Origin of the sequence: Tissierella sp. (assembly GCF_032104385.1) — a bacterium.
Taxonomy (GTDB): Bacteria; Bacillota; Clostridia; order Tissierellales; family Tissierellaceae; genus Tissierella.
The window spans coordinates 1-24,344 of the sequence record NZ_DAMCHJ010000002.1 but is presented as its reverse complement, the minus strand read 5'-3'; the positions used below and the strand labels follow the sequence as shown (position 1 = coordinate 24,344).

At 30.9% G+C, this 24,344-nt stretch carries 28 protein-coding genes and 1 pseudogene; 28 read left to right on the top strand and 1 reads right to left on the bottom strand.

All coding sequences use genetic code 11. The annotated features are described in order from the left end of the window. The first annotated feature begins 757 nt into the window (after nucleotides 1-757). The 19 genes from RT714_RS02115 (at nucleotide 758) to RT714_RS02025 (ending at nucleotide 17,985) form a co-directional block, all read left to right on the top strand. Entirely contained in the window at nucleotides 758-1,666 is a 909-nt protein-coding gene (locus tag RT714_RS02115; RefSeq protein WP_313755963.1) for a stalk domain-containing protein, read from the top strand. After that, nucleotides 1,663-2,070, top strand: a complete 408-nt coding sequence (hxsA3, locus tag RT714_RS02110; RefSeq protein ID WP_313755962.1) for a His-Xaa-Ser repeat protein HxsA3 — start codon at nucleotides 1,663-1,665, stop codon at nucleotides 2,068-2,070. The genes RT714_RS02115 and hxsA3 overlap by 4 nt, the downstream gene beginning before the upstream one ends. 9 nt (nucleotides 2,071-2,079) lie before the next feature. After that, nucleotides 2,080-2,481 (top strand): His-Xaa-Ser system protein HxsD, encoded by a 402-nt coding sequence (gene hxsD / locus RT714_RS02105; protein WP_313755961.1) that lies wholly within the window; start codon nucleotides 2,080-2,082, stop codon nucleotides 2,479-2,481. Then, a complete protein-coding gene (locus tag RT714_RS02100; RefSeq protein ID WP_313755960.1) occupies nucleotides 2,474-2,695 on the top strand; it encodes an HxsD-like protein in 222 nt (73 codons plus the stop codon). The genes hxsD and RT714_RS02100 overlap by 8 nt, the downstream gene beginning before the upstream one ends. A gap of 25 nt (nucleotides 2,696-2,720) precedes the next feature. Beyond that, on the top strand, nucleotides 2,721-3,725 hold the full coding sequence (locus RT714_RS02095) for a hypothetical protein (RefSeq protein WP_313755959.1): 1,005 nt from the start codon (nucleotides 2,721-2,723) through the stop codon (nucleotides 3,723-3,725). Nucleotides 3,726-3,728: 3 nt separating this feature from the next. Next, nucleotides 3,729-4,598: a His-Xaa-Ser system radical SAM maturase HxsC gene (hxsC, locus tag RT714_RS02090; RefSeq protein WP_313755958.1), complete on the top strand. Its 870-nt coding sequence runs from the start codon at nucleotides 3,729-3,731 to the stop codon at nucleotides 4,596-4,598. A gap of 9 nt (nucleotides 4,599-4,607) precedes the next feature. Then, complete coding sequence (gene hxsB, locus RT714_RS02085; protein WP_313755957.1) at nucleotides 4,608-5,987, top strand: His-Xaa-Ser system radical SAM maturase HxsB; 1,380 nt, start codon at nucleotides 4,608-4,610, stop codon at nucleotides 5,985-5,987. 138 nt (nucleotides 5,988-6,125) lie between these two features. Beyond that, the gene (locus tag RT714_RS02080; protein ID WP_313755956.1) at nucleotides 6,126-6,353 is read left to right on the top strand and encodes a VanZ family protein; all 228 of its coding nucleotides are present in this window, start codon (nucleotides 6,126-6,128) and stop codon (nucleotides 6,351-6,353) included. 1,073 nt (nucleotides 6,354-7,426) lie between these two features. Beyond that, nucleotides 7,427-7,585, top strand: coding sequence for a hypothetical protein (locus tag RT714_RS02075; protein WP_313755955.1), 159 nt, complete (start codon nucleotides 7,427-7,429; stop codon nucleotides 7,583-7,585). Next, on the top strand, nucleotides 7,546-7,860 hold the full coding sequence (gene rhuM / locus RT714_RS02070) for a RhuM family protein (protein WP_313755954.1): 315 nt from the start codon (nucleotides 7,546-7,548) through the stop codon (nucleotides 7,858-7,860). Before RT714_RS02075 ends, rhuM begins: the two co-directional genes overlap by 40 nt. A 357-nt stretch (nucleotides 7,861-8,217) precedes the next feature. Beyond that, on the top strand, nucleotides 8,218-8,847 hold the full coding sequence (locus tag RT714_RS02065) for a helix-turn-helix transcriptional regulator (protein WP_313755953.1): 630 nt from the start codon (nucleotides 8,218-8,220) through the stop codon (nucleotides 8,845-8,847). A 158-nt stretch (nucleotides 8,848-9,005) separates the two neighbouring features. Beyond that, on the top strand, nucleotides 9,006-9,329 hold the full coding sequence (locus tag RT714_RS02060; RefSeq protein ID WP_313755952.1) for a DUF1016 N-terminal domain-containing protein: 324 nt from the start codon (nucleotides 9,006-9,008) through the stop codon (nucleotides 9,327-9,329). Nucleotides 9,330-9,482: 153 nt separating this feature from the next. After that, on the top strand, nucleotides 9,483-9,833 hold the full coding sequence (locus RT714_RS02055) for a hypothetical protein (RefSeq protein ID WP_313756274.1): 351 nt from the start codon (nucleotides 9,483-9,485) through the stop codon (nucleotides 9,831-9,833). A gap of 24 nt (nucleotides 9,834-9,857) precedes the next feature. Continuing rightward, nucleotides 9,858-11,270: an SAVED domain-containing protein gene (locus RT714_RS02050; RefSeq protein ID WP_313755951.1), complete on the top strand. Its 1,413-nt coding sequence runs from the start codon at nucleotides 9,858-9,860 to the stop codon at nucleotides 11,268-11,270. Nucleotides 11,271-11,351: 81 nt separating this feature from the next. After that, nucleotides 11,352-12,443 (top strand): SMODS domain-containing nucleotidyltransferase, encoded by a 1,092-nt coding sequence (locus RT714_RS02045; RefSeq protein WP_313755950.1) that lies wholly within the window; start codon nucleotides 11,352-11,354, stop codon nucleotides 12,441-12,443. Further along, entirely contained in the window at nucleotides 12,443-14,233 is a 1,791-nt protein-coding gene (locus RT714_RS02040; RefSeq protein WP_313755949.1) for a ThiF family adenylyltransferase, read from the top strand. The genes RT714_RS02045 and RT714_RS02040 overlap by 1 nt, the downstream gene beginning before the upstream one ends. After that, nucleotides 14,223-14,699 (top strand): Mov34/MPN/PAD-1 family protein, encoded by a 477-nt coding sequence (locus tag RT714_RS02035; protein ID WP_313755948.1) that lies wholly within the window; start codon nucleotides 14,223-14,225, stop codon nucleotides 14,697-14,699. Before RT714_RS02040 ends, RT714_RS02035 begins: the two co-directional genes overlap by 11 nt. 1,344 nt (nucleotides 14,700-16,043) lie before the next feature. Beyond that, entirely contained in the window at nucleotides 16,044-16,625 is a 582-nt protein-coding gene (locus RT714_RS02030; RefSeq protein WP_313755947.1) for a hypothetical protein, read from the top strand. 751 nt (nucleotides 16,626-17,376) lie between these two features. Beyond that, on the top strand, nucleotides 17,377-17,985 hold the full coding sequence (locus RT714_RS02025; protein ID WP_072977982.1) for a hypothetical protein: 609 nt from the start codon (nucleotides 17,377-17,379) through the stop codon (nucleotides 17,983-17,985). A 305-nt stretch (nucleotides 17,986-18,290) separates the two neighbouring features. Here RT714_RS02025 and RT714_RS02020 read toward each other — a convergent pair whose 3' ends face one another. Further along, on the bottom strand, nucleotides 18,291-18,785 hold the full coding sequence (locus RT714_RS02020; RefSeq protein WP_313755946.1) for a transposase: 495 nt from the start codon (nucleotides 18,783-18,785) through the stop codon (nucleotides 18,291-18,293). Nucleotides 18,786-18,952: 167 nt separating this feature from the next. Here RT714_RS02020 and RT714_RS02015 point away from each other — a divergent pair, with 167 nt between their 5' ends. The 9 genes and pseudogenes from RT714_RS02015 (at nucleotide 18,953) to RT714_RS01975 (ending at nucleotide 23,627) form a co-directional block, all read left to right on the top strand. Continuing rightward, nucleotides 18,953-19,084 carry a hypothetical protein gene (locus RT714_RS02015; RefSeq protein WP_313755945.1) on the top strand — a complete coding sequence of 44 codons (132 nt, stop codon included), beginning with the start codon at nucleotides 18,953-18,955 and terminating at the stop codon, nucleotides 19,082-19,084. Between the two features lie 237 nt (nucleotides 19,085-19,321). Continuing rightward, nucleotides 19,322-19,528: a hypothetical protein gene (locus RT714_RS02010; RefSeq protein WP_313755944.1), complete on the top strand. Its 207-nt coding sequence runs from the start codon at nucleotides 19,322-19,324 to the stop codon at nucleotides 19,526-19,528. Nucleotides 19,529-19,618: 90 nt separating this feature from the next. Beyond that, complete coding sequence (locus tag RT714_RS02005; RefSeq protein WP_313755943.1) at nucleotides 19,619-19,888, top strand: hypothetical protein; 270 nt, start codon at nucleotides 19,619-19,621, stop codon at nucleotides 19,886-19,888. Continuing rightward, on the top strand, nucleotides 19,889-20,194 hold the full coding sequence (locus RT714_RS02000; RefSeq protein ID WP_313755942.1) for a hypothetical protein: 306 nt from the start codon (nucleotides 19,889-19,891) through the stop codon (nucleotides 20,192-20,194). A gap of 34 nt (nucleotides 20,195-20,228) precedes the next feature. Beyond that, a complete protein-coding gene (locus RT714_RS01995; protein WP_313755941.1) occupies nucleotides 20,229-20,675 on the top strand; it encodes an immunoglobulin-like domain-containing protein in 447 nt (148 codons plus the stop codon). A gap of 613 nt (nucleotides 20,676-21,288) precedes the next feature. Further along, nucleotides 21,289-21,651 (top strand): RNA polymerase sigma factor, encoded by a 363-nt coding sequence (locus RT714_RS01990; protein ID WP_313755940.1) that lies wholly within the window; start codon nucleotides 21,289-21,291, stop codon nucleotides 21,649-21,651. Then, nucleotides 21,648-22,355 (top strand): annotated as a pseudogene (locus RT714_RS01985) (DUF4367 domain-containing protein). Before RT714_RS01990 ends, RT714_RS01985 begins: the two are co-directional and overlap by 4 nt. Nucleotides 22,356-22,404: 49 nt before the next feature. After that, nucleotides 22,405-22,854 carry a hypothetical protein gene (locus RT714_RS01980; protein WP_313755939.1) on the top strand — a complete coding sequence of 150 codons (450 nt, stop codon included), beginning with the start codon at nucleotides 22,405-22,407 and terminating at the stop codon, nucleotides 22,852-22,854. Nucleotides 22,855-23,297: 443 nt separating this feature from the next. Continuing rightward, a complete protein-coding gene (locus tag RT714_RS01975; protein ID WP_313755938.1) occupies nucleotides 23,298-23,627 on the top strand; it encodes a hypothetical protein in 330 nt (109 codons plus the stop codon). Nucleotides 23,628-24,344 lie beyond the last annotated feature (717 nt).

Below are 24,344 nucleotides of genomic sequence, written 5' to 3'. Positions count from 1 at the left end.
GTGAGGTGGTTATATCGCTTTCCCACAAAAAAAGCAGATAGTCATATCAACATAAATGTGGAGTTTGGTGATGGGCAAGGGCAGATTACTATTCTGAACACCATGAGTCTCAGGTAAATTTCTTATTCATTGGGCTTATGTGTGGGATAATCCCTATGGTAATTAAAGATGCAAATAATAAGGGATTTAAGGCTTCTTATCCTATACCTTTCATAATTGCTTTTGGAATGATCACAGCTTTTACTGTCTTAGAGAATAATGTAATTAACATGGTGCTAATACAAGTCTAGGACTTCTAGCATTTATAATTTATGGAGTGATTATTGGGTTTGGGACAACAGTGCCTGTGTGTATAGGTTTTAGCCTAAGTATATTATTATTTGCTAGGATGATTAATTTCTTATTTAGAAGGGGCTATGGTTATACATATTATGCTGTATTGGGTTTTGTATTAGGATCAATTATTGCAACTATACCAGCAACTTAGATTGGATTTGAATTAGTATTTGGTATTGTTTATTGCGTTGTTGGGGTTTTTATTAATGTGGGGTGTGGTAGGTTGTCAACTGGGATGTTGATGCTGGTAGTTAGTTATGGGATGTTTAAGGGGGAGATAAAGCTATGCTGCTTTGTCTCTTTTTTATAATTTTGTTGGAAGTGATGGAATGATTTGGTATAATGGGTGTAGGGAATGTGAGACATAATACAATTTCTAATATTTTAATCATCGTATAAAAATATTTGGGGGGGAAGTACTATGAAAAAACTTATTTCTTTATGGATAATACTTTTAATGCTATTTTCTGTTAGTTATGCTGAAAGTGATATTCGTGTTTACTACAACAATTCTGAGATAGTAACTGAGGCTCCAATTATTAATGAATCTGGTAGAATATATATGCCACTTAGGGATTTCTTTGAAGGAATTGGCTCTGAAGTATCTTGGGATGCAGCCACTAGGGAAGTTTCTGTAACAAGAAATCTAAGTGAAATAAAGCTTTATCTTAATTCAAATATTTCTTATATTAATGGTATTCCTACTAATTTAGAAACTCCACCGAAAATTGTAGATGATCTTACATATGTACCCCTAAGATTTTTGTCTGAGTCCTTTGGTATGGAGGTTTATTGGAATGATTTTTATAAAAATGTCTATTTAAATGAAAATTTAAGTGAATATACTTATGAAATACATAGATATAAAGGACAAATTTTGGATGGTAAGCCTCATGGGTTTGCTAAGAAGTATGATATAAATGGCAATTTAAAATATGAGGGATACTTCTTTAATGGAAATAGAAGTGGAATAGGCACTCAATACTGGAGTAATGGGGATGTTTGTCATGGGACCTTTATCAATGACAATATTAATGGTGAGGGTAAAATGATATATAAAGATAGAGGAACATATATTGGGAAGTTTTTAAATGGAAAAAGGGATGGGGATGGTAAATTTACTTGGATAAATGGCGAGACTTATGAAGGACAATGGAAGGATGACAAGATAAATGGGACAGGTACCTATATATTCAAGAATAAAGATAAATATATAGGTAGTTGGACTAACAATAAGATGAATGGTCAAGGATATTATTATTTTTCAAATGGTAAGATATTTGGTGGAACTTGGGATAATGGGAAGCAGATAGGGGGTAGTTATAAATGATTAAATTTCCCGAAATAAAGAGAAGTATATATGACTTTCTAGAAGAGGAAGAAGGAAATGTTAATAGAAGCAAGATAATAATGATTGGTTCATTAATGATATTGGCAGGAATTATGATATCACAGGAGGCCTTTGCAGGGCATAGATCCCATAGTTCTCACAGTTCTCATAGTTCCCATAGATCAGGATCGGGATCATACCATAGTTCTCATGTATCCCATACTTCACATGTATCTCATACTTCTTCAACTGGAGGACATGCTTCGCATGTATCACACAGCTCCGCACCTGCTCATAGTTCTGCTCCAGCACAATTACTACCGAAACCTGGTTTAGCTCCTGTTGAAGAGGTATCTGTATTTCAAGAACCACAGATTCCACCGGATACAAATCCTATAGAATAGGGGGTAGCTATGGAAAGAAATTATATTATTAGGAATGAAATAGCTAGAATAGTAGTGGATAAGAGTATTTATTCACTTGAGACTTGTATGAAATCTTCCTATGTTTTTATAGATGGATTTTATATATATCTTGATATTAAAGATAATAAAATCCTTATCGAAATGAAAAGTAAAGAGAAGCATAACACAATCACAGAAGATGACATAGGGGAATTTTACAATGAGCTTCTAAACCAATCCATTAGAGAAATGGTATATTATAAAACTAAGGGAATAAGAGAGATAATTATGGCTAGGGCTTTACATAATTCTTGCATAGAGATTTCCGAATCAGATTTTGACACAAATGAACAGAGTTTTGATGTCGAAAATATAGCAAGAGATTGGTATGAGGAGAATTGCAATGAATAATCAGATAAGCCTTAATAGGATGATATTTCCTATGGATGTTATCTTAAAGGCTATAAATAATTATAGGGATATCTGTTCTATTACTCCAAGGGTAATGGAAAACTATGTTATTTGTACAATAAACTATCAGGAAGATGAGATATCTTTGATCAGGGATGAATTTTGCAATTATTTAATAGCATTAATCAATAGTAAAGGAAATCTCAATGACTAGCCTTTATAGATACTACTTAATTATTATGGCCCTGATTATTGGTCTTGTTTCCTCCATATCAGATATTAAATATGGTAAAGTTTATAATAAGAATTTAGTTTTTATTATAGCTATTTCATTTCCAATTGTAGTTTTAAACTTTTTAAGATATGACTCAATTTTAAGGACAGGTTATTTAGTCAATTTAGCCATTTGTATCCTCTTAGCTCTTTTGCTCTATAAGTATAGGATATGGGCTGCAGGGGATGCAAAGTTGATTTGCACTATTATTTTTCTTTTGCCTTATGATGCAACTAACTTTTTTTCTTTAGTAAAGTACCACGGGATTTATTTATTTTCTTTAACTTTTGGTTTGGCATATGTTTATGTTATTTTTGACAGCATTTATCATAGTCTTAGGAATATTGAGGTTATTAGCAATAGGTTTAAAATCATGGTGATTACTAAAAATAAGATAGGATTATTTTTAGTAAAATGGATTTTTGGAGTTACCCTTGGTAATTTCACATTTATGATGATGACTAAGTTATTTTTAGCTTTAGGATTGCCTAACTACATTATTTATATTATAGTTTTTTTTGTGGTAAGTGGTGTATATTCTTTTATTGAAAATAGTAAGCATAAATATATTATTTATCTAGTTTCTGGCATTTTATTATTTATATGGGTATTTTTTTCTGATGGATTCAATTTGCTAGCAGGCATATATGTTAACTCTTTTATTATTGTAATTCTTGTAATGGTTATAAAGTTTTTTACAGATATTTTTAACTATGAGGGTATTAAAGTGGAATCTCTTAAAAGGGGAATGGTATTATCTTTTGAGTCATGTCTAGTATTGAATTTATTTGGTTTAAGCATATTTACAGATGAGACAACTCGAAGCAGACTAAATGAAGAGGAAACAAAGCGGATAATAGAATGTGCTACAAGGAGAAGTATCTCCATGATTAAAATAGTTAGACTGATGCCATTTTCTATATTTATTTTCTTAGGTATGATTTTGTATCTAATTATTGGGAGGATTTAGTAAATGAATGATTTGAGGGTCATCAAGGAGGAAGTATTATATATTACCAATAAATGCAATTCAAATTGTATTATGTGTCCCGATTCTGAATCGAGGAGACGAAAGAATATTGGTTTGACTGTGGATGATATTTTGGAGCAGATAGATGAATATCCAGAGGATTTAGAATTTGTTTGTATAACGGGGGGAGAACCAACCCTAATAAGGTATGATTTGATAAGGGTGTTAAGAAAATGTAGGGATAGATTTAAGAATACAGATTTTTTACTACTTACTAATGGTAGGAGCTTTTCGGATTCAAAATATTCTTTGGAATTTTATGAAGCTATCCCGAGATTTCTTATGGTGGGGATTCCTATATATCATTTCTCTGAAGAAGGTCATGATAGTATTACCCAAAGTAGGGGAAGCTTTGTACAGGCTGTAAAAGGAATTGACAATTTACTTAGCTTAAATATATCAATAGAAATCAGAGTGGTTGTAATGAAGATGAACTATAAAATCCTTAAGGAAATTGCAAACTTTATTTCTGAAAGATTTAAAGACATTAAGAGAGTTAATATTATGTCTCTCGAGGTAATGGGAAGTTCCTTTGTTAATAGATCCAGTGTGTGGGTTGATCTAAGCGAGATTAATGCATATTTAAAGGAAGCTGTAAAAATATTGATAAAGGCTGGGATTCAGGTTCAACTATATAATTTTCCTCTTTGTTATGTTGAAGAGGACTTATGGAGTCTATGTCAAAAAAGTATTTCTATTGAAAAGGTTAAATATTCCAATGATTGTTACGGATGCAAGGGCAAAGAACAGTGCGGGGGATTTTTTAACTCTACATATTCGGTCATAAAACCGAAAGTTTATATTATTGAGTGAGGATGCGATATGTATAATTATTTCAATTTTAAAAAGCATGGCAATGATATGCTTATAACCAATGACTTGGGTCATTATTCTTTTCTAAGTAATGATCAATTTAGGAACTTATTGCTTGATTCAACAAAATTAGATTCAGATAAATTTTCTGAGTTAATTGATAAGAAGTTTATAACTAATGGGAATAAAGAAATTTTCATTAATGATACTTATCATCATGTTAGAAATTACAAAGATTATTTGTTTCATGGTGCAAATCTACATATTTTTGTTGTAACTCCTAGTTGTAATCAAAGTTGTATTTATTGTCAAGCGAGTGGATCAAGTATAAGAAAAGATAGTATGAAAGAAAATGTTGCTAAACGATCCGTAGAAATAGCTTTAGAATCGAGAGAAGATTTTCTGACCTTTGAATTTCAAGGTGGAGAACCTTTAATTAATTTTGATATTATTAAATATATTGTAGAGTATACAGAAAGAATTAAAGGGGATAAAATTATTGAGTATAATTTAGTTTCCAATTTGATGCTTTTAACTCAGAATATGATTGATTTTTTTCATAAATACAATTTTAATATATCTACTTCAATAGATGGAGATGAGGAACTACATAATATTAATAGGCCATCTTGTAATGGAAATTCATATAGAGCTATGGAAAAAGGAGTAAGTCTTTTAAAGAAATCAGAAATCAACGTTAGCGGCATTCAAACTACTACTAGATATAGTCTATCAAGATATAAGGAAATAGTGGATACATATGATATATTAGGTTTAACGGATGTATTTATAAGACCACTGACTAAGCTGGGTAATGCCAAAAAGATATGGAATCGGGTTGGTTATGATGCTGAAGAATTTATTAAATTTTATGGAAAAATCTTAGATTATATTATAGACTTAAATAAGAGCGGTAAATTTATTAGGGAAGGATATACCCTAATCTTACTAAACAAAATACTTGACCAAAGAGGTATTAATTATATGGAACTCCGTTCACCATGTGGAGCGGGGATAGGGCAAGTAGCCTATTTCTATGACGGAGGGTTATATACATGTGATGAAGGCAGAATGATGGCCGAAATGGGTGACAATAGTTTTTATATGGGAAGTATTTTTGATATAGCCATAAACGATGTAGTAAACTGTCCTGCATGTAAAGCAGTATGTTCTGCTTCGTGTCTTGAAGCAATTCCATATTGCAGCGATTGTGTGTATCAACCTTATTGTGGAGTATGCCCTATTATTTCTTATTCGGAAAATAGTAGCCTTTTTTCAAAGGGACCTATGGATTTTACATGTAAAATACATATGGGAATTTTAGATATATTATTTGAAAAAATTAAGGATGAAGAAGTATTGAGTATTTTTAATAAGTGGATTAACTAGTTTTGTTATTTTGAAGTTGGTCGTAGGTATATAAGGTAATCGTTGAATGAAAAGAAGAATACTTCCTTGGTTGTTGGTTTTCTTGTAACTGACATTGATATTTTTCTAATCCTATAAACTTGCATCCGATTAAACAAATTGAGTAGAGGGGTTACTGAAAAGATAGTTGAAACTATTGAAAAGGTAGATCCTGATGTAGAGATTAAGATTAGGAGCTTTAACCATACTATCACGAAATACGCACATTTCTTTTCCTATTTAGTCTTGGGAGTATTTTGGGCAGCGGAACTAAGAAGTTGCGGAGTAAATGGGTATAAAATTATTGGCTTTACTACGTTAATCTGTCTACAATATGCACATAAGTGATGAAGCACATCAGTTATTTGTCCCAGGAAAAGATGGGTAAGTTAGAGATATAGTTATTGATAGTGCTGGAGCATTGGTTGGATTGTTGGAATATGTGGGGTTAATTTGGAGGAGATGAGGGCATGGGCTTGGTCTCTTTTTGTAGTTGTGAATAATTTAGTCGGAGGTTGAGGAAGGATTCTATAAATATTGCATATTCAAGGATCTTTCAAAATTTATCTGGAAAAATAAATATTGATAATATATATTGGCTAGAGATCCAGAAATCATAGTTAGAGATTCTATAGCAGGACACAAATCAGTGGGCGTAGTCCTTGATATTTCCGAAAAATACCAGATGATTCAATGTGGATAATGATATCAGAATAAATATGTTTTGCTTTTGAATCGTGTAAACCTTGCAATATTTGAAAATGTAGAATATGAAATATATTCAACTAAACAGTAAAATATTAATTAAAAAATGGCCCCTAAAATTAAAATACTATACATATATTAAAATGACATAAGTAAAACATAGGTAACAATTACTCGTATCATAAAAACATAGGTAAAAAAACCCAAATTTTACTCATGTTCTATTGTAATATTGTAATAGGAAGGACTTATCTATATAATACATATTATTGAATAAAATAGAAGTGGGAAAATGACTAGTACATTATCTAAGTTACCATCAAATGTTAATCTTGAAAAAAATATATTTTAAAACAATTAGCTAGATCCCACAGGGCTTTGGCAGAACTAAAAGGTTTTTGAGAAATGATACCTAACAAGAACATATTAATAAATGCAATAACAATAAAACGAGGCTAACACGAAGTTAGAGAAATGATAAAGCATAGTAATATCAATAGTTTAATCCATTGAATGTCATCTATACAATCAATGGATTTTTGTTATGGAAACATATTCATAGATAGGGATGGTAAATATTATATATTTTTATTTATAGTGCCTAATGAATTAAAGCAGTAAAATGAAGATGACTATATTAAAAACATTCGTTCTGATTACACTAATATGTACAATAGTTTTAAATATAAATAGATAAATAGAAAGGAGATCCCATAATGTCTAAAAAGAAAAATGATATAAGTATTCGTTCAGGTGCTGCAGAATACTTGACATACGTTGCATTCATAGGAGACCAGGTTGATAGTATTGAAATGCGCTACGAAGATGAAAACATTTGGTTGACACAGAAAATGTTATCAACACTTATGATGTAGATGTTAGGACAATTAATGATCATATTCAGAAGATATATGCAGATGCCGAGTTAATCGAAGAATCAACTATCCGAAATTACCAGATAGTTCAAACCAAGGGGACAAGGCAGGTTAATTGTAGTGTAAAGCATGTTTCTCCTTACCTTGATATAGCTGAGTTGCAGGCTATGCGACATATACCAATGACTATGGGAGATTGGGAAAAACAATTAAATGGATTTTTAACATTAATGGATCGAGATGTTTTGCGGGATTCGGGTAAAATATCAGCCTAACCTGCAAAGGCACATGCAGAAAGTGAATTTGAAAAGTATAGAATTATTCAAGATAGATTATACGAAAGTGATTTTGATAGAGTTTTGCAATTAAAAAAAGAAGTAAAGAATGAGGAAAATATATACAAATGGGATAAAAGTGATTATTCCACCAAGGGCTTACTGGGTACCTACGACATCTTTATTGTCACCTCAAGGCATGTGGAATCTATAATCCTGTTGCAACATAAAAATAGCTAAATAATATGAAGAAAAGACAACATAATTGAGTTAGAATTATTCCTCACTATAGGACAAAAGTGTCTCTACTAATCCCCTATCACATACGATATAATCAGATTATAAAGGAGGTAGAACATGGAGTCATTTGCAAAAAAGATAAAAGAATTGAGAGTGGCAGCTGGATTAAGTCAAGAGAAGCTTGCAAAACAGTTAGGAACCACGGTAAAATCGATACAAAGGTATGAGGGGGGATATAGACCAGATACTTATGCCTTAGTTAAACTGGCAACATTTTTTGATGTTTCTGCGGATTACTTGCTTGGACTGAGGGGCTATAAAGAACAGATGGAAGAGCGCAAGCACAAATTAAAGGGAGAAGATGGCTACAACGAATTATATAGTCACTACTTGAAATGCTTGAATAATTATGAAATAACAGAGGATGCAGAGTATTACTGGATTGAATTGAAAGATGATTATATTGGGGGACAAACCCAATGGATAGGATGGGCAGACAATGAATATAAATTAGAAATTAGAAGATTACGACCAGTAAAGCCAAAAGGTGCAATAGAAGCTTGTATGCAAGTTATAGAAAAACCAATGGTTATTAATAGTCAGTTAGATGCTGCTGTTTTCTTAATATATGGAGGGCAGGCAATTGTACGAGCAGATATATGTGAACAATATTTACCAGAATTTATGGAGGATTTCATCACAGAAAATCCAGAAATAAAGGTGTTACGAGAATTAGAGCAGGTGTGAGATACCTTTATGGGCATTATGGTTGTAAGTTGATTTTCATATGTATTTTATAGGTGCTATATTTTAGTTTATAAAATAATAGGAAAGGGAATAAAATAATATGGGACAAGAGGAATGGAAACGTATGGGTAAAAAAGACGGATATTATTCTAGTAGCAATGCCTAAAGGAGAATTGAATCACAATTATGAAAAATTCATTAAAGATATAAAACAAAGTATAAAGAAGGAGCGTTTGAATATTGTTATAGCAGTTAATAGGAAAATGATTTTATTATATTGGATGATTGGAGATAAAATATTAGTAAGTCAGAGTAAATTAGGCTGGGGTGCCAAAGTAATTAATCGTATGTCCAAGGATTTACAAGATGATTTTCTTGGAATGAAGGGATTTTCAGCGAGAAATTTGCAGAATGTTGGCAGGAATATAAAATTGTGCAAGAGGTTATTGCACAAATTCCTTGGAGCAGTAACATTTCACTAATGGATAAGATAAAAGTTAGTGGGTAAAGGATGTTGTATGCACAAAAAATTATTCAAAATGGATAGAGTAAGTCTATTTTAGACTTCCAAATTTCCACAAAACCAATTATGAGAGAGGGAAAAGCAATTAATAATTTTGAAAAACTTTTAATAAATAGTTAGTTTTATATATTATTCACCAAAGGAAAGAGAAACTATTGCAAGACCTAGCATAGATGAAGTTATAGTATTTAGGAAAATACCAAGAAGAAGTATTCAAGTTCCCCTATACTATGGTGGTACAAACAGTCCAGATTTTATGTATGTTTTGAAGAAAAAAGATGTAGATTATGTAGTTAATTTTATTGTGGAAACTAAGGATATTCATAGAAAAAGTAGCCTTAAGGATGATGAAAATATGAGAATAGAATCAGCAAGGGGATTTTTCAAAGCAATGGAAGAAGATGGGTTGAATGTATCTTTTGAAAAACAAATGAGGACTATGATTAAGAAATTGGTGGATTGAGTGAAAAAGGGGTGATTAATTTATATGGGAGGAAAAGAAACCTCAAGAGGGATATTTTATCAAGCATTAGTGGCTGTATTAGAAGCCTTAAAAGAAGATAGTTGGACTGAAATTTCTGTAGAGCTTGAAACTAATGAAGACAAAGTGGATATAGGACTATTTAATGGAGATATGTTGAATAAAGCAATTCAAGTTAAATCTTCTATAAATGCTTTTGGCTTAACAAAGGTTAAGGAATGGATAGATGATATCTATGAAGATACCAAAAACACAGAATTATCATCTAAAGAATGCCAGATTTGTTTAATTGGATCAGTAAGTGAAGGTGTTTCGGGTTTATCAAATGCCCTTGAAAAATATTATACTAATAAATTAGATGATAGTAGTCAGAAAATATTAGAAAGTTTTGATGTAGAAAAATATAGTAATACAAAGATTTCAATAGAAATACTGTCAATAAGCTTAGACCATTTAATGGGAATTACTAGAGATAAACTGAACTATTATTTAAGTCAGAAAAGTATCCAATTAAGTCAGGAACAATTAGTATTAGTAACAAATGCTATTGCAACAGAAAAAATGATACTCTCTTCAACGGGTGAAAAAATATCTAGAGAAAGCTTTGATAAAAAATTAGAAAATTGGATATTAGAATTAAGAGATTATGAAATGAGGAAAATTAAAAAAGTCTCAATAAGAAGCTTTAAACGAGGAACCTTAAAGACACATAATGAAGCGGACTCTTCAATTTGCTTTATAAATATGTTTGAAGAAAGATATTTAAAAAATGGATTACATTGGAATAAAGATATTTATAGCAAGTTATCAGAAGAAATTATGAATATAAGTAACCCAGACTATAAATATGAGTTACACATAAATGCACATACATCTATTACGTTTGCTATAGGAAGATTATTCGACAGTAAAAGTGGAATTGAATCTTATCCTGTTCAAAGTACAGCTTTTTCTGGTGAACAAAAATGGAATATAAGCCAAGATTTAACCACATATGAATCTTTAATTACTAACTGGAAAGAAAATGAATATGGAGAAGACATTTTTGATTGTGCATTAATAATTAATATTACACGTGATATATATGAGGATGTAAAAGAATATTTACAAGATGAGGATATAAAAGTAAAAAAAATAATAAATTGCAAATTACCTAAACAATCTAACAATACGATCTTAAACGGAAATCATGCAAAACAACTAGCAGATGAAATTATAAATATTTTAAATAATAGAGAACGAAAAGAAAGATTAGCGGTATTACATGTATTCATAAGTGCTCCAGTTGGATTTGTATATTATTTAGGAACTCTATCAAGAGGAATAGGATCAACGATTATTTATGAATATGATTTTGAACAGAACCATACTGGAACTTACAATCCTGGAATATCATTTCCAAATAAGTATGATAATTAATTAGTATTTAATTGTAAAGTTTAGAGGTTGTGTAAATACACATAATAACTATTTTATAAATACAATTAGGAGGGAATTGAAATGGCTAATCATATGAAAACTTATTTTAGGGATTTTTTAAGGGAAATTAGGCTGACTGATAATCAAGTAAGTGAGCTTAAGAGTGCACATGAGACATTAAGAAAAAGGTTAAATGGTTATGATGACTTAAAAAATATTGTAATAGATACTTTTTTACAAGGAAGTTATAAGAGATCAACAGCGGTGAGACCCAAAAATGGCAGCCGTTCAGATGTTGATATTATTATAGTAACTAACTTGGATAAAGATAAAGTGGAACCAGATGAGGCATTAGAAAAGTTCCGTTCTTTTCTTGAAAAATATTACAGTGGAAAATTCAAGAAACAAGGAAGGTCATGGGGTATTGAAATGAGCCATGTAGATTTAGATATTGTTCCAACTTCCGCACCTTCAGAAGTTGAAGAAAAATCAATAGAAAATTTTTTTGTAAGGTCTAATGAAGATATTGAAAGTATTATTGGTGAAGATTCTATTTTTTATAAGATGGAAGAAAGTATAGCAAATTTTATGAATATGAGCAACAATTCTAAATGGAAAGATGAACCTCTTTATATCCCAGACAGAAATGCAGAGGTATGGGATAAAACTCATCCAATAGAACAAATACGATGGACTATTGAAAAAAATAAAGAGTGTAATGGACACTATATAAATGTGGTTAAATCTTTAAAATGGTGGAGAAAGGAAAAATATCCTGATGTTAAACATCCCAAAAGCTATCCTTTAGAGCATTTTATAGGTGATTGTTGTCCAAATGCGATTGAATCTGTAGCACAAGGAATAACTGAAACACTAGAATATATAGTTGAAAATTATCCAGTTAAACCTTTTTTAGAAGATAGGGGAGTACCGGAACATGATGTATTTGCACGGTTAACTAATGAGGAGTATAATGACTTCTATGACACTGTTAAAGATGCTGCTAAAATAGCTCGTAAAGCTTATGATGCTGAATCTACTACTGATGCAGCAAAGTATTGGCGAGAGCTTTTGGGAAATAAATTTCCAGAGGGACCTGAAGAAAACAATAAAAATAATCTTACAAAAAGAGAAACTCAAAGTAATAGTCTGGTTGGGGGAAGATTTGCTTAATGAAAATTACAGAAGATTTACTTATAGGGAGAAGAGCGGTTGATGAACTTAAGGAGTGTTCATTGATTCAAGATTGGAAATGGGATGAGAATTTTAATGTATGGTATTTCAAATTTTCATTATTAAATAAGAATAAAGGAGATTTTCCAGCTATTACGAATTGGTGTTTAACGGCTGAAGGCAATTATCCTAATGGTAAGATAGGAATATACCCTTCAGTAAATCATGGAATTACTAATACTTACTTTCACCAATCCAACAATGGATTGACTTCTAAAAACAATATATGGCGTGAAGGAAAATTATGCCTAGAAGTTCAGGGAGTAGCAGAAGGAATTTTTTCAAATGATGAACCCAAAGATTCTTATGCGAGAATACTTTGGCATTTAACTAGAGCTGTTAACTGGATAAATAAAGCATCTACAGGCACACTAATAGGGAACAACCAATGGCTAGAGCTACCTGATTTTAAGACTAATAACTTTTATAAAGTAATATCTTCAGAAGATATTGTATCTGAAATGATTTGGAATGATTGTGAGTATAATAGCGGATATGCTAACATGTATATATTAAAAGATGATATACTTATAATTAAAGAGTATATGTCCAGAGACGGTAATGTAGCAAATACTTATAAATGGGGAAAATCAATTGAAGAAGAAATAGCTAGTCAAGAACCTATTAAAGCTATCTGGATTAGAATGAAATCACTACCAGTAATCAATGGCTGGCAGGCACCAAATACTTGGTATGAACTTAAGAAAGCTTTAAAGGAACAAGGAATGGATTTAATTAAAATGATACGAAAATTATCACCTAATATCAGAGATAAAAAAAGACATTTTTTATTAATCGGGTTTCCTTTCCAAGAGAAAGTAGGACAAGATAGATATATCTATCAATGGAAATCAATTTTTTTACCAACTCTTTCATTTGGTGAAGGATATGCCAATGGTTTTAGAAAAAATGAATTGGGTTGGTTTGAAAATGATAAAAGAACAATATATAGAGATGAGAACAGGTTGGAATGGACTAGAGATGAAAACTGGAGTGCTTACTCTTCCTTACTTAGGGGAAGGTATGATACAAAAGTAAGGCAAAGTAAATATTTAATTATTGGTGCTGGAACATTATCTGCATATTTATGTGAGCAATTAGTAAGAAATGGTGTTGAGGATATAACTATCTTGGATGATGATTTTTATAAGATAGGAAATAACAGTAGGCATATTCTTCACTTTAAGGATGTTGATAGCATAAAATCAGAAGCATTAGCAAAGATGTTAAATAATATAAACCCTCATGCTAGAATTAAGAGTATCAAATCAAAACTGGATGTTAATAATATTACTATATTAAATCAATATAATGTTATTATCGATTGCTCAGCTAATGATGAGGTTATATTCAATATCTCAGAACATAAACAGAATTGCAAAGGTATTATTTTTTCAGTTTCATTTGGGTTTAAGGCAGATAATTTATATTTATATTGTTGCGATATGCAGAATTTAATTTACAGAGATTATAAAAATTTCTTTTTTGAAGAAATAAATAAGGACAGAAATAATATGGATTTTCAAGAATTGCCACAGGATGGAATTGGATGTTGGAGTCCCGCTTTTCCAGCTTTTACATCTGATGTAATGCTTGCTTCTGCAACAGCAACTTCGATAATTAATAATTATATTACAAATAATGATAATAAGACTAGAGGATTTATATATAAGAAAAAATATAATAAAGATGGATACTTTATAGGATACGAGGAATCAAATGCGATATAAAAATAATAGAAATAATATTATTATAGATGTTTCAATGAATGTAATGAATAAGGTATTTCGAATATGTGATGAAGTTAAAAATCATGAAACAGGCGGAATTATTATTGGATATTACTCTGTGGATTTGAAAAAAGTTATAATAACAGATTTTACTTTTCCACCAGATGATTCAAAATTAGGTTCAACATGGTTTATTCGAGGGATTAAGGGACTTAAGAAATTGCTGAGCAATAAGTGGAAGGTAAACGAGTATTATTTAGGAGAGTGGCATTTTCATCCTAATAATTCGGCTAATCCAAGTTATCAAGATAAAAAACAATTGTTGGAAATATCAAATGATGCAAGGTTTGCTTGTCCAGAACCTATAATGTTGATAACATGTAAAAATATAATAGGATATGATGTTAGTTTAAATATGTGGTTTGATGGTAAGTTAATTAAATTCTATGAAGAAAAAATAAATTAATACTTTTTTATTTGTGGATATTAGGCTCCAGTCATTGCATAAAACCTTACGGTAATCAATCAAATGGATTACATGCTCTCGCCTGAACAATGCTTATCAGTAATGGAAAACAAGGCTGCTGTAAAGGTGAACAAAGGAACAAGAAATGTAAAAAATTCGGCAAGCAAAATATAGGCAGACCACTTGATGAAAAAATCGAACTACTTTCCTCAATTTAATATATGGGAAACCCGAAACTTAATGAAGACGGTACTATTACAACGGGCATTTTTTAGTTTCAAGATGGTGTATACAATTGTGCCTGACCGTCAATTAAGAAGTTGAAAAAGCCTGTTTCAGTCACTTCTACATATTGCGGATGTTGTGCTGGGCACTTTTATATCATTATCAAAACGCCTTGCAGGTTAAGTTGAAATTGAGAGAAATCAAATCTTTTTTAATTAATACAAATGCTTTAAAACCTTGTGAGTTTATTTTTGAAGTAATATAGATGTTTTGATTAAAAAGCATATTCTACCGCCAAGGGGTTAATATCAATCTATGGCATCATTATTGTCACCTCAAGGCATGTTGAGTGTGTGACTTTATTAGTGAAAGAATAGTGGATAATAAAAATTGAATATAGTTGGAGAATTGCTTAGTTGGGTAATATGTAATATAATACGATTAATCAAATATATAATTACACAATAAAATATTTTTCAACATAAAGGAAGAGGACAGAATAGATGATGCTATTTTGTTCTTTTTGCTTATTAGGGATAAGTAATAATATTAGAAAACTAATAATTATAATTTAACTATTGCTATGCAAATATGCGGTAAAGTTATATGTGGATTATTTTAATCATGATGATTGATTTTCCTAAGAATATTTTATGGGAAGTTAAATAAGCTATGCAGAAAGTAAATATTTAAAACATGAGCATATTAAGAGAAAAAGAAAAGAGCAAATGAAATATGTATTAAATTATTTTATATTGATTTAGCTATTATATATGTTAAATTGTAATAGTAACAAATTATAAAATCAGAAGTTGAAAATGAAGATTATTTATATTATCAAATATGACATGCTGTTGTCAACATCAGTTTACAATGTACAATTCCCAAACCACCCCCATTGTCACCTTGAGCGAAGCGACACATCAAATTTCGCGGGTCAAGTTGATCCGAAGTGGGGGGCTTGGGGCGCGACCCCAGCAAGCAATTCAAGTGTGTACGGATATTTGAATTGCTTACCGTTTAGTGACAGGGTAAAATATTCGTAAAAAATATTTTTAACTTGACGTGCTATTCTCTTATTAACTATGATAAAGTAAATTAAAAACGGAGGGAAATAAAATGGCAAGAGTTTATGGAATAAAAAAAGGATTAGCGAAAAATAATGTTGATGACAAAACCACTAAAGAGATAATAGGCAACAGCAACCTCGTCAATGTGATTGAGCGGATGGAAAATACACTTGACTCAGATACCCTGCATCAGATTTTGGATTCGAACGCGTGTACCGGCGGTAAGGAATTTTTAAAACGATGTGAAAAAATCGGCAAGGAAATCGTGGGTAAAACATTGAGTGAAAGGATAGCTCATGTCAACAGCATATCTTCCGACTCCGAAAAAATCATCCTCAACGCTGACAACACATTATCAGTAAAATGGTCTTTTGATAACAATGGGAAATATAAATGCGTCTGCTCTGCCACCGTTATAACAGGCGTAAAGGTTTCAGAGCTTGCTTTGGAAAACAACAACGCTGGCGATTGCGTCATGCCGCTTTCGTATTGTTACTGTTGCGCCGGGTCAGGCCGTCGCCACTTACAGTTACAGCTTGGTGTTGAACTGAAAACAAAAGAAGTAATTTCTTCGCCGATAAACAGCAAAGGTGAAAAGCCATGCGAATTTATTTTTCAAATTGTGGGTTAGCCCCATGTTTGAAAACGTTGCAAGTAGTATTAGTATAATATTGTAGACATGATTTTCCGAATGTTACAAAATATAAAAAAGGAAGGAAGCGTCTATAAAGACAAAAAGATGTACAGAAGAATATAAAAACATAATTGCAGAACTTTATAATTCTGGTAAAACACTTGCTGAAATTAATAGCGAATATGGTCTGTTTAGTACTAACATAGGTTAAGAATTCAAAACCCGTAGCAGTAGATAAAAATAAAACAATTACTCAAGGTGATTAGCAAGCCATTGGAAGCAATTGCTTACCAAGTATTTCGATATAAAATATCGATAAATTTAATAGAAAATTGGAAGGACTTAAAATTGTTTTTCTTATTACTAAAATCGGAAAGATATGTGTCAGAATTAGAAGATAGCGAAGGAAATCATATTGAGTTCTAACAACGCAGGTTGAAAAAATAACTACTTGTAGAATAATTTGAATACACTGTATAATTCGATAAATACCCTTACACCAAGGAACCAATAAGTCTTGTTGACATCACTATTGTACCCTCAACCCACGTTGAAGCAGCAATTCTGATGACGCATTGTGGTTTAGACAAGGAATAATAGGGCGTTTGACAGATGACATTGGATGATCGGGGATATTTGGGGAGGAAATAGTTAGATTTGATTGATATATTGATAGGGGAATTATATATTATAGATGAACAATTAGTAGTAAAATGTGATATCGGAATCTTAGTTAGGGGTGAATTATATGAAGATAAAAAAGTTTTTATTAACTATGTGTCTAATTTTATGTTTTGGGTTAATTTTGGTATCGTGCACATCAAACAATGTAAGTTTAGAATTTTTAATTACACCAGACGAAATAATAATACACAGTAACAATCAACTCATGGCATTAAATAAAATAGAAGATAAAACAAAGGATTTTATCAAATCATGCAATGAAAAGTATGATGACTCTACAAAAATGTCTGAAGAAGATATGAAAAAGGCTGAAGAAATTCAAAATAAATTATTGGATACTATAAATTCAGGGAGAAAAATCGAAAATAAAATTACTATCGAAGATATATTCAATCAGCTTAGAGAACTTGAGGGTGTATATGTTGACTCATTTGAAGAAGATGTTATTGTTAGGATTGATTTAATTGAAGACTCAAAAACAGAATCAGTCGTTTCTTTAGAGAATGCTTATCTTAGGACACTTATTTTATTAGAAGATGGTAATATGATAATTCCTAAAGGGATAATGTCTAAATCTGAAACAGGGCTTGAACCAACTGGTAAACTTGAATATATTAAAGTAAAACTTCCTGAGGAATTAAAATTTGAACTTGAAGAACTTGCTAAAGATTAAGTCATATTTTTTATATTAAACGTAGCAATGATAATTCTTGGCAGCTAAACATATGTTAAATATGAAGAGGGTATTTAAAATGGGTATACTTTTTATTTTATTTATAATTTTTATTTTTATTAACTTGTTTTGCTAGTAAATTTGAGATTAGATAAATTTGCCAATTAGTTTTTGAAAAAAGATATCTCTTAAGAAAATAACTTAGAAATATTATCCGAACATGAGTTGTTTAATGTGTCCTAGATCTATGTCATTCCCCAGCATATGATTGATACTATAACAAAGATTATGGGTTAAAATCTTTGTTATAAATCTTGTAACAAGATCCAATAAAGATTTAGTTGAATCTTATTGATATTTAGTTGCCCAGATAATTGTGAAAAAGTGGTTTCAACTCCTATTCTGAGTTTGAAAATATGTTGACGAAGCCCTTTTGGATGAGGGTTTTTAACATTATCGCTTTTTATAAATAGCAGCTGAAGTTCTTTTTTAGTCTCTAAATCTGGAGATAAATACTTATTGGCATATCCCTTATCATCTAGAATAGTTATATGGTCATAGGCTTCAACCAACTCCCATACAGCTTCTCTATTATCAATATTGGCTGGAGTAAGGACAAAATCTGTAACATAATCATCAATTGTAGTGAGAACATGTAATTTAAATCCATAATAGGTTTCTTTTTTGAAAGCACAATATGTATAAATGAAGGAAGTGTAAACAAGATTAAACCGATTATAAGGAAGAATCATTCTTACATTCACATTTAATTCTACAAAAGAAAATTCAAAGTTCCTCAAAAATAGTAAAAATAATATGTTAATATTTGCAATTAATAAGTAAAGAAATTGGTGAATTTTAAAAAAGATTTAAAGAACTTTTAAAAATCTTGTAGGGAAAACATTCTTTCAAACGTTATTTAGGTAAGAGAAGAAAAAGCTCTATAAAATGAAAGGATGTGATACCAATGGATAATATATTGATGGATTATATCACTGATAAATATGATGATAGTAAAAAGAAAGGTTATTTGTGTAGATTAGGAATTCAATGTCATCCAAGTAGATTAAGTTATGGAAAGAAAAAGCAATATAATTAACGAGATATTTAAATATTAATGTACTGTAAGTAGATTCTGTTATTCAGGAAATATTTTTTACAAGAGTGAGAAAATTATTTTAAAATCCCTTTCTTTGAATTTTTAATTTTTTCGGAACATAGATATCATTCTTTGTGAGGGCATTGTTTGTTTCTGTTCATTTGATTTAGCTATGGGAATAAAAAGATAACTTTTGTATTTTATGTTTATGGGAATGATAGAAAAGGAGGAAACTTTATGAACAATTTAAAATGGAAATCATTAGTTGCTCTTTTATTAGGCTTTACGTTACTTATGGGACTTGCTATAACAGCATATGCAGATAATACTCCAGATGAGATATTAAGTGGTTTATCGGTGGAAGAAAAAGAAAATTTGCAGAAATACGATGAGACATATTTGGTGAAACAGAGCAAAGCATTAGAAAACTACACAAAATTGTAGGAGAAAATTGTTAATACAAATGCAAGAAAGAATAATTTTCTTTCCGAAGAATATGGAGGAGCCTATACAGATGATGATTGGAATTTAGTTGTGTATTTAAAATCTGTTTCGGAAAATTTGGAAAAACAAATATATGAGATTGATTCAGATATTATCATTAAGCCATGTCAATACTCATATGTTGAGTTAACTAATACTATGAATCGTATCAATGAATTTAAACTAAATGGCGAAGATGACTTTGCAAATAAATTTAATTATTTCAAGCTTTCGGATTCATCAAATCGGATCATTGTCGAATTTGATGAGTTGACAGATGAGAATATAGCGGAGTTTAAGCGAAAAGTAACGGATGACTAGATGATTAGCTTTGCTCAATCAAAAGGGGAAGATATTGAAGACGTAAGTCTTAAACCAGGAGCCAAAATAAGTAAAAGCGGTTCAAGTGCATCAATTGGGTATTGTGTGAAAAGAAACAATGTAGTAGGAATTGTAACAGCAGCTCACTTTGCTTCTAGTGGTGATAGTGGTGGAGTTGTATATTCATATATTAGTTCAACTGGTGCAAGATTAACTTTGGGTATACACAAGGGAAGGCATGATGGCTATGCTCACTTTATTAAAGCAAATGAAATCAATTCAGCATTAAGTACTACTAGATATTAAAAGGTTACATTTCTTAAGATGGAGGCAAACATCTGTGAAAAGAATAATTGTCTTATTTATTGTATGTGTGATTTACTGTAGTGGTTGCCAACAAAGGAATGATTCAGGGAGTGAAATTTTGCAAGAAATAAATAATGAAAAAAGTAATAGTATGAAACAGGTTGATAGTGAACAAAATATTTCTGTTGATGATGTAACGATGGTGATTAATAACTATGAAAATGTTATTACAATGGAAATGAAAGATATTACAGTTGATATTATCAATAATAGTGGTGATACGATAACGGTTGGTTATAATTATAAAGTACAACATTTTAATAAAAATGTATGGGAAGATGTACCTCTTTCAGTATCATATGAAGATATACTCTATGACATTGATCATGGTAACAAAAAAAGTTTTGTTTGCAGTTTAGAGGGGATTCAATTTTACCAGGGAGGAGAATATCGTATTGTTAAAACAATATATACAGAATAAGAGACGTATGATTTATCTGTAGATTTTCATGTTAAATGATATTTTAACACGATAGCATTTATCTGATAGAAGCATATTAATCAAAGGTTATGGTTTTTCCAGAACCTTTTTGCGTTGGAAAGAACTACATGATAATATTGATTTATTTTTTCTAGGACTAATTTTTAGTAATACTTGATTTATAAAATTGCGGGGAGCGTAAAAGAAGTGAAGAGTGAAGTTACACAATTCTCAACTCTAGCTAAAAGTTTAACAAATATATGTTGAAAGTATTTATCTAACTGTATACAATTATCTTATGGTAAAAAGTTAGAGATGAGGAACATGATGGACTATATGTCAACAACACAAGCAGCAGAAAAGTTGCAATGTTAGTGCGTATGGTTTGAAATTTTGTAAAGAAAGTCGTATAAAAGGTGTAATTTGTTTTAGTAGAGTGTGAGTAATACATAAAGATACAATGAAGCCAACAGATCCTTGGAGAGAGGGGTGAGTAACTTGCTAACTTTATATTTATCCATGCTTGATAATGAACAGGAAAGAAAAAAGATGACAGATTTATATAAGGAGCATAAATATGTTCTTCTGCGATATGCCATGAAAATTACATTGTATGGATTTTCGTCGCTCAGCCGTTATTATAGTGAGGAATAAATGTATTGATATATTAAGAAAGCAAAAACCTTTTGCTAATAAATCAATAGAAGAATTAGAAATATTTCTTGAATCAGATGAGGTGCCTGTTGATGAGCAGATTCTATTCTTATCTGAATATGAACTTATTCGTAAGTATATGAATTCAATAGATGAAATAAGTAGGCAAGTATTGATTATGAAGTATGTTCAAAGCATGTCATATAAAGAAATTGGTGAAGAACTTGGCATGATACCAAAACATGTTGATACACGAGTTATGAGAGCGAAGGAAAAGGTTCGCAAGCTTATGGAGAAGGGAGAAAAATATGAAGAAAAATGAATAAACGTAAAGTAAATGACATGGTTTTTGAAGCATTATTCCGTCAGGCAGTCGTTGATGATTTTAATGAGGAGATTGATTCTATTCCGCCGAATGAACAACTCGCCAAGATATATTCATTTTCTCTGGAATTTGAAGTTCGGATGAAAAAACTTTTTGCAAAAAATCGTAGAAAAGATTTTGCCAAGGCTATCATGTTTTACAGTAGAAAGATAGCATCAATTCTTATTATCGTATTAGGGTTACTGTTCAGCACATTGCTTTTTAATACTGAAGTCCGGGCAACGGTAGGAAAGGTTCTTGTTGAATGGTATGAAAAATTTACTTCATTTACATTTAAAGATGGCAAAGTAATTGATAAGAAGAAAGATTGGACTTTGAATTACTTGCCTAAAGGATATGTACTGAAAAATTTTCAAATGCTTGGTAATATCACAAATATAGAGTTTATAAATAATCAAGGTGACAAAATTAGATTTTCTTATCGCCCAGAAGAGAGTATTACCAATATATCTGTTGATAATGAAAACCACGAAATAGATAGATGTATAATATTAGAGAATTAGGCGTTCTCTATAAGTTCCGTCAATGATCAGTTTGATAATGGTGTCATATGGAATACGAATGGTCATACTTTTGATTTGTGGGGTAAACTGCCTATAGATGAATTGAAAAAAATAGCAGAATCTATATTAGAAGAATAAACAAAAGATTCGCAGAAAAGGCTCTATAAAATGAAAGAATGTGGTACCAATGAAAATTAAAAGGGTTGCGACTTTTATTTTAATAGGAATGCTATTTCTAAGCCAAAGCACTCTAGTATTTGCAGAAATGTCGCCAAATGTAGTTCAATATGTTGATGTAGAAACACCCATTATTCCACAGTGGGAAAACACTAATGATGTAAAGCTTGATCTGTATTTTGCAGATGGTAAAGCAGAATGTGTAGGTATAATTAATGGGATTTCTGGTACTTCAAGCATATCTGCAACATTTAAGTTGGAGCGTAAGGGATTGTCGGGATGGTCACCTGAAAACTCTTGGAAAAAAAGTTCAAAAGGAGATTCACTATCATTTTATGAAACGGATGCTGTTGCAAAGGGATATACTTATCGGCTTAGTGTAACTGCAAAAGTTACAAGAAATGGAGTGACAGAAACAGTGAAGACTTCGGTAGAAGGGAAGTATCCAATTATGAAATAAAATCCAAAAGATATATATTAAAGAATTATTATAGAAGGGGTAGGTTTAAGCTATGTTCAATAAAAAGTTTATAACTGCCGTAGATAAATTAACATTAGGAATAGTAGTATTAGTACTTTTGGCTTTTGTGGGTTGTTCTTAAAAAGTGAATAACCCAAATAAAACTCAAATAAAAGAAAATTCGATAGAATCGATACCAAATAGAGAAGCTTCTTTTGAACCGCCAAAGAACTCAGTAGCAGAAATATTAAGTGATTTGGCTAATCAAAAATTTTCGATCAAAGAAGATCAAATTAGTGATTATGATTACGAAACCATTGCGAACTTTGGGAAAGCTTTTGTAAATCTTTATACTTGGAGCTGTTGCAGAACAAGAAAGAGTATCATTTGAAAATTATATCTCAAATGAAAACCTACTTAAATTTGTAAATAAGATGTTAGAATTGGAGCAAAAGAAGGAGTTAAAGGATGGAATTGGTGTGATTTTCGGTTTGGAAAATGAATTTAATGAATTAGAGTTCAGGATTCTCAATGAAAATCTTTGCTACTTAAACTTATATTTTTCTAACCAAGGATCTGGAATGAGTTGCAAAATGCTAGTTCAATCTTTAAAAAAGTCATTAAAAATTGTTGATTTATATTTTGGGAACAAGGATGGTGTAGATACCATTGTAACGGGTCACCATAAGGTTAAAAACTTGATAATCCAGAGTTATGGGATGACCAAGAATGGATTGATGGTGTTTTTGAAAAATTTGAATATGAACTTTTAAATAAGTAAAAAATGAGCAACACTATTAAATATCTTTAGAACCATATTACTAAACAAGATACAGAACAATTAATCTCAAAATCAATTAGTTGATACATGTGGAGATTCATATATTTTTGAAAATTTCACATATGATATTAACGAAGAGAAAATTGTAGGGACTGATAGGCTTGTAAACATTGACGTTTATGTAGATATGACGCTGACAAGGTCTGTGTCTGAAAACGCCTTTGTTCAAGGAATGCTTGATAAGATTGACGAGCTGGAAGGGAAGGATAAAGTTAATCGAAGAAAGTGAAATTCAACCTCTTATAATGGACATTGAAGAAGCCTATAACAATAAAAGGAATGTTCAAATGCTTTGTACACCATTAAATTAGGAAATTCCAAAATGGCAATGACAGATGACTTTGAACTTTTTTCATGGATTGATTTCCTTCAGGAAGAAGAATCACTTCTCACTAGCGTTGATAGCATCAAAAGCAGCAGAGAGGAGAACTAAGAAAATGTTTTTGATAAGGGATATAAAGCCGTTGAGGAAGTGATTAGCCAGAAGACATAAGCGGTAAATGGGTTCACCATTCTAATGGTTCTACTATAGGAGCTTTTAAATATATAAATTGCTTTAGAACAGGTCACAATAATAATGGTGGAATAGCTCCATATATGGTTGATAAGGGTTACTTTTACGAAGAAAGTAGCTGGACTAAAGCATTTG